General features: G+C 62.2%; 10 protein-coding genes. 8 read left to right on the top strand and 2 right to left on the bottom strand.

Features of this window, described 5'->3' with window-relative positions; translation table 11 throughout:
• Window positions 1-3 precede the first annotated feature (3 nt).
• Entirely contained in the window at window positions 4-2,649 is a 2,646-nt protein-coding gene (gene aceE, locus PVV54_RS24520; RefSeq protein ID WP_274907669.1) for a pyruvate dehydrogenase (acetyl-transferring), homodimeric type, read from the bottom strand.
• A 383-nt stretch (window positions 2,650-3,032) separates the two neighbouring features.
• On the opposite strand from aceE, the gene glnE reads away from it, so the two are divergent.
• From glnE to PVV54_RS24480, 8 genes are all read left to right on the top strand, one after another.
• Window positions 3,033-5,966, top strand: a complete 2,934-nt coding sequence (gene glnE / locus PVV54_RS24515) for a bifunctional [glutamate--ammonia ligase]-adenylyl-L-tyrosine phosphorylase/[glutamate--ammonia-ligase] adenylyltransferase (RefSeq protein ID WP_274907668.1) — start codon at window positions 3,033-3,035, stop codon at window positions 5,964-5,966.
• Window positions 5,967-6,189: 223 nt separating this feature from the next.
• Complete coding sequence (gene waaF, locus PVV54_RS24510) at window positions 6,190-7,239, top strand: lipopolysaccharide heptosyltransferase II (protein WP_274907667.1); 1,050 nt, start codon at window positions 6,190-6,192, stop codon at window positions 7,237-7,239.
• Window positions 7,240-8,298 (top strand): lipopolysaccharide heptosyltransferase I, encoded by a 1,059-nt coding sequence (waaC, locus tag PVV54_RS24505; RefSeq protein WP_274907666.1) that lies wholly within the window; start codon window positions 7,240-7,242, stop codon window positions 8,296-8,298. It begins immediately after the preceding gene.
• Complete coding sequence (locus PVV54_RS24500; protein WP_274907665.1) at window positions 8,298-9,422, top strand: glycosyltransferase family 4 protein; 1,125 nt, start codon at window positions 8,298-8,300, stop codon at window positions 9,420-9,422. The genes waaC and PVV54_RS24500 overlap by 1 nt, the downstream gene beginning before the upstream one ends.
• Window positions 9,419-10,225, top strand: coding sequence for a lipopolysaccharide core heptose(I) kinase RfaP (gene rfaP / locus PVV54_RS24495; protein WP_274907664.1), 807 nt, complete (start codon window positions 9,419-9,421; stop codon window positions 10,223-10,225). Before PVV54_RS24500 ends, rfaP begins: the two co-directional genes overlap by 4 nt.
• Window positions 10,225-10,959: a lipopolysaccharide kinase InaA family protein gene (locus PVV54_RS24490; RefSeq protein WP_274907663.1), complete on the top strand. Its 735-nt coding sequence runs from the start codon at window positions 10,225-10,227 to the stop codon at window positions 10,957-10,959. The genes rfaP and PVV54_RS24490 overlap by 1 nt, the downstream gene beginning before the upstream one ends.
• Entirely contained in the window at window positions 10,956-11,708 is a 753-nt protein-coding gene (locus PVV54_RS24485) for a lipopolysaccharide kinase InaA family protein (protein WP_274907662.1), read from the top strand. Before PVV54_RS24490 ends, PVV54_RS24485 begins: the two co-directional genes overlap by 4 nt.
• On the top strand, window positions 11,708-13,144 hold the full coding sequence (locus PVV54_RS24480) for a lipopolysaccharide kinase InaA family protein (protein ID WP_274907661.1): 1,437 nt from the start codon (window positions 11,708-11,710) through the stop codon (window positions 13,142-13,144). Before PVV54_RS24485 ends, PVV54_RS24480 begins: the two co-directional genes overlap by 1 nt.
• Before the next feature lie 2 nt (window positions 13,145-13,146).
• On the opposite strand, the gene PVV54_RS24475 is transcribed toward PVV54_RS24480, so the two are convergent.
• A complete protein-coding gene (locus PVV54_RS24475; protein WP_274907660.1) occupies window positions 13,147-15,924 on the bottom strand; it encodes a dermonecrotic toxin domain-containing protein in 2,778 nt (925 codons plus the stop codon).
• Window positions 15,925-15,991 lie beyond the last annotated feature (67 nt).

Genomic DNA, 15,991 nt, shown 5'->3' with positions numbered 1-15,991 from the left:
TCCTCAGCAGTCCAGTGGGTTGCGCTTGTCCGGGTCGATACCGAACTTGACGATGGCGTCAGCGACAACCTTGGGTTCGATCTCGCCACGGTCAGCCAGGGCTTCCAGGGCAGCCAGCACCACGAAGTGGCGGTCGACTTCGAAGAAGTGACGCAGCTTCTTGCGGCTGTCGCTGCGACCGTAACCGTCGGTACCCAGGACCTTGAACTCTTTGCTCGGTACCCACTGGCGAATCTGCTCGGCGAACAGCTTCATGTAGTCGGTGGAGGCGATGACCGGGCCTTTGCGACCGTTCAGGCACTGCTCGACGTAAGTCTGCTGTGGCTTCTGGCCAGGCTTCAGGCGGTTGGCGCGTTCCACGGCCAGGCCGTCGCGACGCAGTTCGTTGAAGCTGGTGACGCTCCACACGTCGGCACCGACGTTGAACTCTTCACGCAGGATCTTCGCGGCTTCGCGGACTTCACGCAGGATGGTGCCGGAGCCCATCAGCTGTACGTGGTGCGCGGCTTCGCGGGTGTCTTCTTCCAGCAGGTACATGCCCTTGATGATGCCTTCCTCGACACCGGCCGGCATGGCTGGCTGCTGGTAGGATTCGTTCATCACGGTGATGTAGTAGAAGATGTCCTGTTGCTCTTCGGTCATCTTCTTCATGCCGTCCTGGATGATCACCGCCAGCTCGTAGCCGTAGGTAGGATCGTAGGTGCGGCAGTTCGGGATGGTGCCCGCCATCATGTGGCTGTGACCGTCTTCGTGCTGCAGGCCTTCACCGTTCAGGGTGGTACGGCCGGCGGTACCGCCGATCAGGAAGCCACGGGTACGGCTGTCGCCAGCGGCCCAGGCCAGGTCGCCGATACGCTGGAAGCCGAACATCGAGTAGAAGATGTAGAACGGCAGCATCGGCTGGTTGTGGCAGCTGTACGAAGTACCGGCAGCGATGAACGACGACATGGCGCCGGCTTCGTTGATGCCTTCTTCGAGGATCTGGCCCTTCTTGTCTTCGCGGTAGAACATCACCTGGTCTTTATCGACTGGCTCGTAGAGCTGGCCGACCGACGAGTAGATGCCCAGCTGGCGGAACATGCCTTCCATACCGAAGGTACGGGCTTCGTCCGGAATGATCGGGACGATGCGCTGGCCGATGTCCTTGTCCTTGACCAGCTGCGCCAGAATACGCACGAAGGCCATGGTGGTGGAGATTTCGCGGTCGCCCGAGCCGTCCAGGATCGCTTTCAGCGTTTCCAGCGGTGGGGTTGGCACGCTGAAGCTCTGTGCGCGGCGCTGAGGTACGAAACCGCCCAGGGCTGCACGGCGCTCGGCCAGGTACTTGGCTTCGGCGGAGCCTTCTTCCGGCTTGAAGAACGGCAGGTTCTCCAGGTCGGCATCCTTGACAGGGATGTCGAAGCGGTCACGGAAGTGACGCAGGCTGTCGACGTCGACCTTCTTGGTGTTGTGCGCGGTGTTCTTGGCTTCGCCGGCACCGGTACCGTAACCCTTGATGGTCTTGGCCAGGATGACGGTCGGCTGTTCTTTGTGGTTAACAGCCTGGTGGTAAGCCGCGTAGACCTTGTACGGGTCGTGGCCGCCACGGTTGAGCTTCCAGATCTCGTCGTCGGACAGGTCTTCGACCATGGCCTTGAGCTCTGGAGTGTTGAAGAAGTTCTCACGAACGTACGCGCCGTCTTTGGCTTTGTAGTTCTGGTACTCGCCGTCGATGACTTCGTCCATACGGCGCTGCAGGGCACCGTTGGTGTCCTTGGCCAGCAGTGGGTCCCAGAAACGGCCCCAAACGACTTTGTTGACGTTCCAGCCACCGCCACGGAACACGCCTTCGAGTTCCTGGATGATCTTGCCGTTGCCGCGAACCGGGCCGTCGAGGCGCTGCAGGTTGCAGTTGATGACGAAGATCAGGTTGTCCAGCTTCTCGCGGCCGGCCAGGGCGATTGCACCCAGGGATTCCGGCTCGTCGCACTCGCCGTCGCCCATGAAACACCAGACTTTCTGCTTGCCGGCCGGGATGAAGCCGCGGGCTTCCAGGTACTTCATGAAGCGCGCCTGGTAGATCGCCTGGATCGGGCCCAGACCCATCGAAACGGTCGGGAACTGCCAGAAGTCAGGCATCAGCCATGGGTGCGGGTACGAAGACAGGCCGTTGCCGTCCACTTCCTGACGGAAGTTGTTCATCTGCTCTTCGCTGATGCGGCCTTCCATGAAGGCACGGGCGTAAACGCCTGGCGATGCGTGGCCTTGATAGAAGATCAGGTCGCCGCCGTGTTCTTCGGTCGGGGCCTGGAAGAAGTAGTTGAAGCCGATGTCATACAGGGTGGCACTGGAGGCGAAGCTGGAGATGTGTCCGCCCAGGTCCGAGTCTTTCAGGTTGGTGCGCATGACCATGGCCAGGGCGTTCCAACGCACCATCGAGCGAATGCGGCGTTCCATGAACAGGTCGCCAGGCATGCGTGCTTCGTGGGTGACAGGGATGGTGTTGCGGTATGGCGTGGTGATCGCGTATGGCAGCTGGGAGCCACTACGGGTGGCCAGCTCGCCCATGCGGGTCATCAGGTAATGAGCGCGGTCTTCGCCTTCTTTGTCGAGGACCGACTCCAGGGCATCCAGCCATTCCTGGGTTTCGATTGGATCGAGGTCTTGCATGGCTTGCTCCAGGGCGGAAAGGCCACCAGAATCGGGGGCCTGAGTTTGCGACTGGCCTTATGGGCAGACGTCGTGAATTCTTGGATTACCGGGGTATGAACCGGCGGCGTGTAGTTTTACTACATTTGCTTTCGCATTTCATGCTTTTGCACGTTCGGGGTAGTAGTAAAACTACATAAATGCGACGTTTGGTCGCACCCTCGCTTGTGAGGAAAAACGTTCATGTTGGTTGGCGGGGTGCCGCTGACGGGTGGTTCTTGATGATTCTTGCCAATGATTCGTTTTTTTCAGCTATTTCCAACTTTTGTATGACAGTCCAACCGTGGTCCAGCATCCCCGTGGCCGCTTTTTCCCCTCACTTTCACGCCGATCAAGGATAGACCATGCGCCTGCCTTTGCCGTCCGAATTGCCTGCCGCCCTGCAACCGTTGGTCGCGCGTAACCAGCAGTTTTTGCTCGATGCGCTGGCTGGCCAGCCTGACCTTGATGTAGCTACCTGGAGCCCGGCTCAGCGGCAGCAATTCGATCAGGTGGCCGCCGCCAGCGATTTTGTGCTCGACCAGGCCCAGCGCGAGCCGGCCATGCTGTTCGCCCTGTTGGCCAGCGGTGAGATGGAGCGTCGCTATGCCCCCGGCGAGTTGCGTGGGCATGTCGCCGCTGCAGCCCAGGCCGCGCAAACCGAGGACGAACTGGCGCGCAACCTGCGCCGCGAGCGCAATCGCCAGCAACTGCGCATCATCTGGCGCGATATCACCCGCCAGGCCGAGCTGGGCGAAACCTGTCGCGACCTGTCGGACCTCGCCGACGCGGCCATCGACGAAGCCTATCAGTGGCTGTATCCGCGCCACTGCCAGCAGTTTGGCACGCCGGTCGGCAACCGCAGCGGGCAGCCGCAGCATATGGTAGTGCTGGGCATGGGCAAGCTGGGCGCGGTGGAATTGAACCTGTCGTCGGACATTGACCTGATCTTCGCCTTCCCCGAGGGCGGCGAGACGGAAGGGGTCAAGCGCTCGCTGGACAATCAGGAATTCTTCACTCGGCTTGGCCAGCGCCTGATCAAGGCACTCGACCCGGTGACCGTGGATGGTTTCGTGTTCCGCGTGGACATGCGCCTGCGGCCATACGGTTCGGCCGGCTCACTGGTGCTCAGCTTCAATGCCCTGGAGCAGTATTACCAGGACCAGGGCCGTGACTGGGAGCGCTACGCCATGATCAAGGCGCGGGTGGTGGCCGGTGACCAGGCCGCTGGCGCGCAATTGCAGGAAATGTTGCGACCGTTCGTTTATCGCCGCTATCTGGACTTTTCCGCCATCGAAGCACTGCGCACCATGAAGCAGTTGATCCAGCAGGAAGTGCGCCGCAAGGGCATGGCCGACAATATCAAGCTTGGCGCCGGCGGCATCCGCGAGGTGGAGTTCATTGCCCAGGCCTTCCAGCTGATCCACGGCGGCCGTGACCTCAGCCTGCAGCAACGGCCGCTGCTCAAGGTGCTGGCCACCCTGGAAGGGCAAGGCTACCTGCCGCCTGCCGTGGTGGCCGAGATGCGTGAAGGTTACGAGTTTTTGCGGTACACCGAGCACGCGATTCAGGCCATTGGCGACCGCCAGACGCAGATGCTGCCGGACAACGACCTCGACCGCGAACGGGTGGCCTACATCCTGGGCTTCGCTGACTGGCAAAGCTTCCACGACCAATTGATGCACTGGCGCGGGCGTGTGGACTGGCACTTCCGGCAGGTCATTGCCGACCCCGATGACGAAGAGGGTGAAGGTGAGCTGGTGGTGGGCGGTGAATGGTCACCGCTGTGGGAACAGGTACAGGATGAAGACTCTGCGTGCCGGCAACTGGAGGAGGCGGGCTTCAAACAGCCTGCCGAAGCCTTGCGACGGTTGATGGGGCTGCACGCCAGCCCACAGCTGCGCTCGATGCAGCGCATCGGCCGCGAGCGTCTGGATGCATTCATTCCACGGCTGCTGGCTCAGGCCGTTGAGCACGATAACCCGGACCTGGTGCTGGAGCGGGTATTGCCGCTGGTCGAGGCCGTGGCACGCCGCTCGGCTTATCTTGTGCTGCTGACCGAGAACCCGGGCGCGCTGCGCCGCCTGCTGACCTTGTGCGCCGCCAGCCCATGGATTGCCGAGCAGATCGCCCGGTACCCGCTGCTGCTCGACGAACTGCTTAATGAAGGCCGACTGTTCAGCCCGCCACTGGCGCCGGAGCTGGCCGCCGAGCTGCGCGAGCGGCTGACCCGCATCCCCGAGGATGACCTGGAGCAGCAGATGGAGGCGCTGCGCCACTTCAAACTGGCCCATAGCCTGCGTGTGGCGGCCTCGGAGATCAGCGGTAACCTGCCGTTGATGAAAGTCAGCGACTACCTCACCTGGCTGGCCGAAGCCATTCTGGATCAGGTGCTGGCCCTGGCCTGGCGCCAGACCGTGGCCCGTCACGGGCAACCCAAACGCAGCGATGGCAGCCTGTGCGACCCGGGGTTCATCATCATTGGTTACGGTAAGGTCGGCGGCCTTGAGTTGGGCCATGGCTCTGACCTGGACCTGGTGTTCATCCATGACGGCGACCCGCATGCCGAAACCGACGGCGCCAAGCCGATCGACAGCGCCCAATTCTTCACCCGCCTGGGCCAGCGCATCATCCACCTGCTGACCACCCAGACCAACTCGGGCCAGCTTTATGACGTCGACATGCGCCTGAGGCCTTCGGGCGCGTCGGGGTTGCTGGTGAGTTCGCTGAATGCCTTCGAGCGCTACCAGCAGAACGAAGCCTGGACCTGGGAGCATCAGGCCCTGGTGCGAGCCCGCGTACTGGTGGGTTGCAAGCAGGTGGCCACTGCCTTCGAAGCGGTACGCGCCAACGTGCTCGGCCAGCCGCGCGACCTCGAAAAACTGCGTACCGAAGTCAGTGAAATGCGCGCCAAGATGCGCGACAACCTGGGCACCAAGGCCACCGCTGCGGGTACTGCCGGCAATGCCTTCGACGCGGGCGTGGCGTTCGATATCAAGCAGGACGCCGGCGGTATCGTGGACATCGAATTTATGGTGCAATACGCCGCTTTGGCCTGGTCGCATGACCACCCGGCCATACTGCGATGGACCGATAACATCCGCATTCTGGAAGAGCTGGAGCAGGCAGGGTTGATGCCGGCCAGTGACGCGGTGCTGTTGCGTGAGGTGTACAAGGCGTTCCGCTCGGCTTCGCACCGCCAGGCCTTGCAGAAGCAGGCCGGGGTGATCGATGCGGCGCAGTTTGCCGATGAACGCCGCGAGGTGCGGCGGATCTGGGGTGAATTGGGCCTTGCTTGAAGGCTACTTCGGCCCTGTGGGAGCGGGTTCACCCGCGAAGAAGGCACCGCGGTGGATGGCACCGGCTGTGCCGGTGTTCGCGGGTGAACCCGCTCCCACAGGGGCCGCGATCAGCCATGGGCCTGCCTGAGTGGTACACTGTCCGCCACATAGCCTGAATATAAAGAGGGGAGGCCAGGCTGTACCGCAGCCTGCAGCCTCCCCGAGCGTTTCTGGACTAAGCATGAGAATACTGATCATTGGCCCCAGCTGGGTCGGCGACATGGTGATGGCGCAGACCCTGTTCCAGTGCCTGAAACAGCAGCACCCCGACTGCCTGATCGATGTGCTGGCCCCCGAGTGGAGCCGGCCGATCCTCGAACGCATGCCCGAAGTGCGTCAGGCCTTGAGCTTCCCGCTCGGCCACGGCGCACTGGAGCTGGCTACGCGGCGGCGCATCGGAAAGTCCCTGGCCGGCCAGTACGACCAGGCCATCCTGCTGCCCAACTCGCTCAAGTCGGCGCTGGTGCCGTTCTTTGCCGGCATCCCCAAACGCACCGGCTGGCGCGGCGAAATGCGCTTTGGCCTGCTCAACGATGTGCGTAAGCTCGACAAGGCGCGCTACCCGCTGATGATCGAGCGCTTCATGGCCTTGGCCTACGCGCCGGGCACGGAGCTGCCACAACCTTACCCGCGCCCGAGCCTGCAGATTGAAGCGCAAAGCCGCGATGCCGCCCTGGCCAAGTTTGGCCTGGAGCTGGACCGCCCGGTGCTTGCCCTGTGCCCTGGCGCGGAGTTCGGTGAGGCCAAACGCTGGCCCGCCGAGCACTATGCCGAAGTGGCCGATGCAATGATCCGTCAGGGCTGGCAGGTGTGGCTGTTCGGCTCGAAGAACGACCACCCGGTGGGCGAGCAGATTCGCGACCGCCTGATCCCGGGGTTCCGTGAAGAGTCCTGCAACCTGGCCGGCGAAACCTCGTTGGCCGAGGCCATCGACCTGATGTCCTGCGCCAGTGCCGTGGTGTCCAACGACTCCGGCCTGATGCACGTGGCCGCAGCACTCAACCGCCCGCTGGTGGCCGTGTACGGCTCGACTTCCCCCGGCTTCACCCCGCCACTGGCGGACCAGGTCGAAGTGGTGCGTACCGGTATCGAATGCAGCCCGTGTTTCGAGCGCACCTGCCGTTTCGGCCACTACAACTGCCTGCGTCTGCTGGAGCCTGGCAAAGTCATCGCCGCCTTGCACAGCCTGGGTGGACCAAACCTGATCGACACCGTGGCCGAGGCCGATTAAGTGCGGGTACTGATTATCAAGACCTCGTCGCTGGGTGATGTGATTCACACCCTGCCGGCGCTTACCGACGCGGCCCACGCGATCCCGGGCATCCGTTTCGACTGGGTGGTGGAAGAAGGCTTCGCCGAGATCCCCAGTTGGCACCCGGCCGTCGACCAGGTCATCCCGGTGGCGATCCGCCGCTGGCGCAAGAACATCTGGCAGACCATCAAAAGTGGCGAGTGGAAGGCGTTCAAGCAACGCTTGCGCGAGCACACCTACGACCTGGTGATCGATGCCCAGGGGCTGGTCAAATCCGCCTGGCTGACCCGCTACGTCAAGGCCCCGGTAGCGGGGCTGGACCGCTATTCGGCCCGCGAAGGCTTGGCCAGCCGTTTCTACGACCGGCGTTTGTCGGTAGCGGTCGGCCAGCATGCGGTAGAGCGCGTGCGCCAACTGTTTGCCATGGCCCTGGCCTATGACTTGCCGGAAGGCATCGGTAATTACGGCCTGGACCTCGACCGCCTGCAACTGCCGCCTGCGGCGCCCTATGTCGTGTTCCTGCACGGCACCACCTGGGCAACCAAGCATTGGCCCGAGGCCTACTGGCGCGAGCTGGCCGAGCGGTTGGGCCAACGCAAACTGCAGGTGCGCCTGCCATGGGGCAACCCGGCAGAAAAGGCGCGTGCCGAGCGCATCGCACAAGGCTTGAACAACTGCCAGGTACTCCCCAAATTGAACCTTGCCGGCGTCGCCCGAGTGCTGGCAGCGGCCAAGGCGTGCGTGGCGGTGGACACCGGCCTCGGCCACCTGGCCGCCGCGCTGGACGTGCCGACCATTTCGCTGTTTGGCCCGACCAACCCGGGCCTGACTGGCGCTTATGGACGGGTGCAGGTTCACCAGGCCAGCGACTTCCCCTGCGCCCCGTGCCTGCAGAAGAAATGTACCTATAAACCGAGCGCCGACGACCTGCGCCGGTTCGATCTGAAACGCGAGTGGCCGCTGTGCTTCACTCGCCTGAATCCCGAGCATGTAGCGAGCCGCTTGAGCGCGCTGCTGCTGGCTGAGGATGTTCGTTGATGCAACTGGCTTTTGTGCTTTACAAGTATTTCCCCTTCGGCGGGCTGCAGCGCGATTTCATGCGCATTGCCCTGGAATGCCAGAAGCGCGGCCACCAGATCCGTGTGTACACGTTGATCTGGGAAGGTGACGTGCCGCCAGGTTTCGAAGTGCTGGTGGCGCCGGTAAAGGCGCTGTTCAACCACCGTCGCAACGAGAAGTTGAGCGCGTGGATGGAAGCGGACCTGGCCAAGCGCCCGGTCGACCGGCTGATCGGCTTCAACAAGATGCCGGGGCTGGATGTGTACTACGCCGCCGACGGCTGCTTTGAGGACAAAGCGCAAACCCTGCGTGGCGGCCTTTACCGTCGTTGGGGCCGTTACCGGCACTTCGCCGAGTACGAGCGCGCGGTGTTTGCCAAGGATGCCCGCACCGAAGTGCTGATGATTTCCGAGGTGCAGCAGCCGCTGTTCATCAAGCATTACGGCACCCCGGTGGAGCGCTTCCACTTGCTGCCGCCGGGGATTTCCCAAGACCGTCGCGCACCGGCCAACGCAGCCGAAATCCGCGCCGAGTTCCGCAAGGAATTCAACCTGGGCGATGATGACTTGTTGCTGGTGCAGATCGGCTCGGGCTTCAAGACCAAGGGCGTGGACCGCAGCCTCAAGGCCTTGGCCGCGTTGCCGTCGGCACTGCGTAAGCGCACGAAGCTGATGGTGATTGGCCAGGACGACCCCAAAGTGTTCCAGCTGCAAAGCGCAACGCTGGGGCTGGGTGAGCAGGTGCAGTTCCTCAAAGGCCGCAGCGACATTCCGCGCTTCCTGTTGGGCGCCGACTTGCTGATCCACCCGGCGTACAACGAGAACACCGGCACCGTACTGCTCGAAGCACTGGTGGCCGGGCTGCCGGTACTGGTGTCCAAGGTGTGCGGTTACGCGCATTACATTGCAGAAGCCGACAGCGGCCTGGTGCTGGATGAGCCGTTTGAACAGGAACAGCTCAACGGCTACCTGCAGCGCATGCTCGAAGCACCACAGGCCCGCGCCGACTGGTCGCGAAACGGCCTGGCCTTCGCCGAAACGGCTGACCTCTACAGCATGCCGCAGCATGCCGCCGACGTGATCCTGGGGCAGGAGACCGCATGAAGCTGATACTGGCCGAACCTTTCAAGCGCCTGTGGGCCGGGCGGGACGCCTTCGAGGCTGTTGAGGCGCTGCAGGGCGAGGTCTACCGCGAGCTGGAAGGCCGCCGCACGCTGCGCACCGAGGTCGATGGCGAGGGTTTCTTCGTCAAGATCCACCGTGGCATCGGCTGGGGCGAGATCTTCAAGAACCTGCTCACTGCCAAGCTGCCGGTGCTCGGTGCCGGCCAGGAGTGGAAAGCCATCCAGCGCTTGCATGAAGTGGGCGTGCCAACCATGACCGCCGTGGCTTACGGCGAGCGCGGCAGCAACCCGGCGACGCAGCACTCGTTCATCGTCACCGAAGAGTTGGCACCGACCATCAGCCTGGAAGACTTCAGCATCGATTGGGTCAAGCAGCCGCCCGCGCCACGCCTGAAGCGTGCTCTGATTGCCGAAGTCGCCAAGATGACCGGTGGCATGCACCGCGCCGGAGTCAACCACCGCGACTGCTATATCTGCCACTTCCTGCTGCACACCGACCACCCGGTGACGCCGGAAGATTTCAAGCTGTCGGTGATTGACCTGCACCGCGCACAAACCCGGGCCACAATCAGCCGTCGCTGGCGCGACAAGGATTTGGCCGCGCTGTACTTCTCGGCGCTGGATATCGGCCTTACCCGTCGCGACAAGCTGCGCTTCCTGCGTGGCTACTTCCAGCGCCCGCTGCGCCAGGTTCTGAAGGACGAAGCCACGCTGCTCGCCTGGCTCGAGCGCAAGGCGCAGAAGCTCTATGACCGCAAGCAACGTTATGGGGATGCACTCTGATGGCGGGTTGGACACTGGCGCCAGGCTACGAGCACCTGGCGGCGGACTTTGGCAGCCTTGATGCGGTGTTCGCCCTGCAGGGCGAACGCCTGACCCGCGACCCGCTGAGCGAGGTGGTGCGGGTGGAGCGCGACGGCGTTAATTATTACGTAAAGCGCTACACCGGGGCCGGCAAACACATGCGTCGCTACCTGGGCAGGCCGCGCATCAAGGCCGAATGGCAGAACCTCAAGCAGTTCGCCAAGTGGGGCATCCCCACCGCCGAGGTGGTGGCTTGGGGGCTAGAGCGCAAAGGCCTGGCGTTTGGCCGTGGGGCAATGATCACCCGCGAGCTGCCACGCACCGAAGACCTGTCGGCGCTGGCCGAGCGGAGCGACCCGCGCCTGGCTGACCCCGCCTGGGTGGAGCATGTCAGCCAGCAGCTGGCGCGGCACACGCGGACCATGCACGAGCACCGCTTTGCCCATAACGATCTGAAGTGGCGCAACTTGCTGGTCGATGACCTGGGCACGCTATTCTTCATCGACTGCCCCACCGGCGACTTCTGGCGTGGCTTCATGTGGCGCCATCGGCTGATCAAGGACTTGGCGTGCCTGGACAAGGTTGCCAAGTATCACCTGTCGGCCACCCAGCGCCTGCGCTTCTATTTGCAGTACCGCGGGCGTCAGCGCCTGAACGCGCGTGACAAGCGGCGCATTCGCCAGGTACTGAGCTTCTTCGAGGGAAGGGAATGACCGATTACCTGGCCAGTGCGGACCTTGCGCTGCTCAAGCGCCATGGCTTGAACGATTTCGAGGCCCTGTGGGCACTGCAGCTTGACGCCGTGGACGAACCCAATACCGGCCGTGGCGGCTGGAGCAGCGTGTATCGCCTGGAGCTGGAGGGCAAAGGCTACTACCTCAAGCGCCAGAGCGATTACCTGACCCGTACCCTGCATCGGCCGTTTGGCGAGCCGACGTTTGCCCGCGAGTTCCGTAATATCAGCCGTTACCAGAAATTGCATATCCCCGCGCTGCAGGCCGTGTTTTACGGCGAGCGCAAGCAGGGTGGCCAGCACCGCGCGATTTTGCTGACGCGTGCGCTGGACGACTGGAGCGACCTGGAAAGCCTGCTGGCCCAATGGCCTCAGCAGTCCGATGCTGAGCGCAACGGCATCCTCAAGGCCTGCGGTGAGCTGGCGCGTACGTTGCACAGTGCCGGGCAGGTGCACGGCTGCTTCTACCCCAAACACATCTTCCTGCGTCAGCGCCGGGAAGGCTGGGAGGCGCAACTGATCGACCTTGAAAAGACCCGGCCATTGCTGTTCGGCATGCGTGACCGGCTCAAGGACCTGGAGCCGCTGTTGCGCCGGGCCCGCGCCTGGAGCGAGGCCGATGTACGCCAGTTGCTGGCGGCTTACCTGACTCAACCGGCCGACAGTTCGTTGGTCGACACCTGGCTGCAGCGCCTGACGCAACGCCGTCGTGAAAAAGAGGCCCGCTGATGCGTTTGTCCGAACTGAAACAAGCCGGGCGTAGCCCTTCGTTGCCGTTGGCCATTGAGTTGGCTGACGCGGCTGGAGGCGCAGAGTTGCAGCTGCTCAGCCTGCTGCGGGTATTGCCGGGCCAGCGCTATGTGGGCGCAGGTGTCTGGCGCGGCACCCCCGTGCTGGCCAAGCTGTTGGTAGGTGGTAATGCCGCACGGCATTTCCAGCGCGAGCTTGAGGGTGTGAAATTACTGGCCGAGCAGGGCCTGACCACACCGAAACTACTGGCTGATGGCCTCAAGGAAGGTGAAGGCGGTTGGCTGCTGTTCGAATTCCTCGACGGTGCTGAAAGCCTGGCGGATGCCTGGGCGGCGGTGGAAAACCTGCCGGTGCTGGCCGATGAGCAGCACTTGGTGCTGGGCGAAGCGCTCACTGCCGTGGCTCAGATGCACGCCAAAGGGTTGTGGCAGGAAGACCTGCATCTGGACAACCTGTTGCGTCATGATGGCAAGCTGTACCTGATCGATGGCGCTGGCATCAAAGCCGAAACGCCTGGCCAGCAGTTGTCGCGCCAGCGTGTGCTGGAAAACCTCGGTGTGTTCTTCGCCCAGTTGCCCAAGCGCCTGGAGCCGTTTATCGAAGAGCTGCTGGTGCATTACCTGTTGGCCAATGCCGAACATGCGTTGCCCTTGGAAGCGCTGCAGAAGCAAGTGGACAAGGTGCGCAACTGGCGCCAGAAGGACTACCTGGAAAAAGCAGGCCGCGAGTGTTCGTTGTTCAGTGTGCAGCGTAACCTGTCCGGGCTGCGGGCGATCCGCCGTGATGAAGTGGACGCCATGCTTCCAGTGCTGGAGCAGGCCGATGCGCTGATCGAACAGGGCCATCTGTTCAAGACCGGTGGTGCGGCCAGTGTGGCGCGTATCGAGGTAGGCGGGCGCAAGCTGGTACTCAAACGCTACAACATCAAGAATACCGCCCATTGGTTCAAGCGCTTCTGGCGCCCGAGCCGTGCCTGGCACTCGTGGATCGAAGGCCACCGCCTGGCATTCCTCGACATCGCCACGCCCAAACCGCTGGCGGTGTTGGAGCAACGGGTGATGGGCCTGCGCAGCCGCGCGTATCTGGTGACCGAGTATGTCGACGGCCCAGACCTGGCAGCCTGCTTCGCGCCATTCGTAGAGAACGGCGATGCACCCGAAGAGCAAGTTGATGCCCTGGTGCACCTGATGCAGCAGCTCATTCGCGAGCGCATCAGCCATGGGGATTTCAAAGGGCATAACCTGTTCTGGCACGACGGCCAGTGGTCGTTGATCGACCTGGATGCCATGTGCCAGCACGCCACCCAGCTCAGCTTTGCCCCAGCATATGCCCGTGACCGGGCGCGGCTGCTGCGCAACTGGCCGGGTAGCAGTGCCCTGCATCAGCGTCTCGACCGCCTGCTGCCCAAGCTGTAGCTCTATTTGAGTGGTGAATCGGGCAGCGTCAGCCAGTCGCTGCTGCGGCCAGCCTGGCGCACGCGAATTCGCCACGCATTGCGCTCCCAGTTCAGCACAGCCCAAGGTACGACACCGGCTGTGCTGGCTTCGGGAATCGGCAGGTGATAGCGACCTGATAACAGGTGCCTTCGAATACTGACTTGCCCGCGCTTTAATGACAGGTACAACTGATTGTCATCAGCCTGATAAAGCCCTTTTTCTGCATCGAGCACTGTTCCGGTCAGCGGCTCGCTCAGGTAGCAGTCGTTCAGCAACTGCACCAGGTCCGGTAAACCGTCATACCAGAGCACGGGTGAGTCGATCACCCACTGGCCATCGGCCTTTCGTTTCAGCGGCTGTTGAAGATAAGCATCGGGTTGTTCAGGGTCTATCGCACTCCATCGCTCGCCATTGAAGCTCACCTTGTAATGGCGATCATCGTTGTCCTTCACAAAATATTGTGACAGGCCGCCGAACGGCGACACTTGCTCATACACGCCTTCACCGTAAATGCCGTCGATACGGTAGCGCAGGTGGGCCCTGTCCGGTTGTACTTCATAGCGCTTGGGCAAAGGCAATGGCGGTTGTTTGGGCATGCTACGTAGTGAACGGCGCAACAGCCCAGAGCCGATGTAAATGACGGCAGCGTCGTTGGCGTGGCTGAGTGCTTCATAGGCGTGGCGCATGATGCCCTCGACATCATCTTGTTTATAGGCTTGCACCCCGTCCCAGATGTCGATGGCCATGCGCCCGATTGAAAGCGTCATCAGGGTTGAACTGGGCAGCATCAGGCTAACGAAGTCGACAATACGCCAGCTCAGGTTGACGATTGATTGAGCGTCGACTTCCCAAGTGCTTTTGCTGCCTGCATTAGCCTGTGCAATCAGGGCGCGGGCTTCGGCCATGTAGCAGGCATAGAACAAGTCGTCCGAGATTTCCGGGGTTTTCAGATTGGGCCCCAGCCTGCCTTTTTGTAGCAGGTGTCGCACTTCGGTGGCAGGTAACAGGGGTAATCGCTCTACCACGTATTCGCACAAAGCGGGCGTTTTGCGTATGGCGCGCAGCAGTTCACGGGTATTGCGAAAACGGCGCCAAGCCCTTCGGTCCGGCGCGTCGGGCGTGTAAAGCACACATGCCTGAGACTTGTAGGTAGTGGTATTGAGCAGCAGCACACCCTGCAACGTGTGCCCCATGATTTTCAGTTGCCTGGCCGTGACGGTGTAACCCGCGACGGGTGGACGTAGCCCATTGTGAGGTTGATCGAGTACTGCCGAAGCCCAGTGAAACCCATGTTCAAACGGATCATCTGCGAAATGCCCGGCATAACGGGCCTTGGCAAGATCGGCGCGCATTTTGGCGCGGTTGATCCGGACATGTGCCTGCAGCCGCCATTTCCCGGCTCTGGAGGTGATTAGTTGGGTTTGCAGGTATTGGTTGTAGTTGCCGCCTACATCAAGGTCGCGGACCAATGCCTTTAGATACTCCGGCGTCAGCCCGGCCGGCAGGGCGATGGCATTCTCATGGGTCACCTTCGCCGTCAGCCAGTAGTCGAAATCAAACCATGGCAGGTTGTGCAGGGCTAGCTGATCCAGGGATTGGGTTATCTTGACCATTTCGATCATGCTGTCGCCGACGCGTCTCAGGCCTAGCGATGCTACAAGGGGCGATGTAGCAAAGGGGTGCACGAATGCGCCGGTCTGGCGTGCAAGCACGACGCTGACCAGAATGTGTTCGGGGTCGCAATCCAGTGCCAGGTCTTGTCGCAGGCGCTTGCGTAGCTGAAGTTTTGCCCAACTGAGCAGGTCGTGCTTCTTCTTGAACGCTGTGATGTCGAGTATTCCCGGCGCGGCAGCCAATTCGGCGGCAGCCACCAGTTCCTGCATGGTTTGCATGATATGGCTCAGGCCTTGCGTGGGGGTGTTTCGCAGCCAGTTAGGCAGGTTTTTCTCCAGCAACTGCGAGTAGCGGGTCTTGAGCAGTGCCTGGCAATCAATGTCCGGGCCTAATGCCAGTGCTTTGGTGATCTTCTGGTGCAGGGAGGCCGGCTCACTGTTCCACACGGCAGGCTCACTAAGGCGTTGCCGCTGTGCCTCAATGCAGCATTCGACCTGGGCTTCGACCAGGCTGTCGGCAAACCAGTCGTAACGCAGGCGTTCTGCTTGGCGTGCTCGCTCGGCTTGTTCAGTTTGCGCATACAAGTGCAGCAGTGGCCGGCTCTGCAAGGGGTCTTCCAGGCGTTCGCTCAGTTCCTGATGCAGGTCGGCGAGTGAGTCGAATGCCTCGATTCCTTGGGACATGCAACACAGCAGCGCCGCGCCGGTCGGGTCTTGTGAGCTGAGCATGCGGGCTTCATCCAGCCCGGCGATGATCACGAAGGCGCCTGGCAAATAGCTGCGCCAATTGGGGGAATGCCCTTCGAGTAACACGCGATAGAGCTGTGGGCGCTCGGCCATCGGCAGGTGCCTGCGCTGTGGGGCAAGGGGCAAAGCCAGGCAGTGGGATAACAGAGCTGCATGCTCGGGCGTCAAGGTCTGGTCGTTCAGTCGCAGGCGTACCTCCGCCGTCAGTTGAGCGCTGCGCAGGGTCTGCAGTTGTTGTTTGGGGGTTACGCCGTCGCTATTGGCGGTGCTCCAGAAACTGGCCAGATCGCCATGCAACTGCGCGCGCGTTACGGAGGTTGCCCCCTCGGCGAATGTCATGCCGCGCAAGAGCGCATGGATCTGCTGATCGATCTGTTCCAGTTGTTCGAGAGGTAGCATGTGGCCGCTCCTTTGAGGTCAAAGACGGCCATGCTGGAAAAAGCGCGGTGTGGCAGGTGGTAGATAG

Source organism: Pseudomonas sp. PSKL.D1 (genome assembly GCF_028898945.1).
Taxonomy (GTDB): domain Bacteria; phylum Pseudomonadota; class Gammaproteobacteria; order Pseudomonadales; family Pseudomonadaceae; genus Aquipseudomonas.
This window is presented reverse-complemented; position numbering and strand designations above follow the sequence as displayed.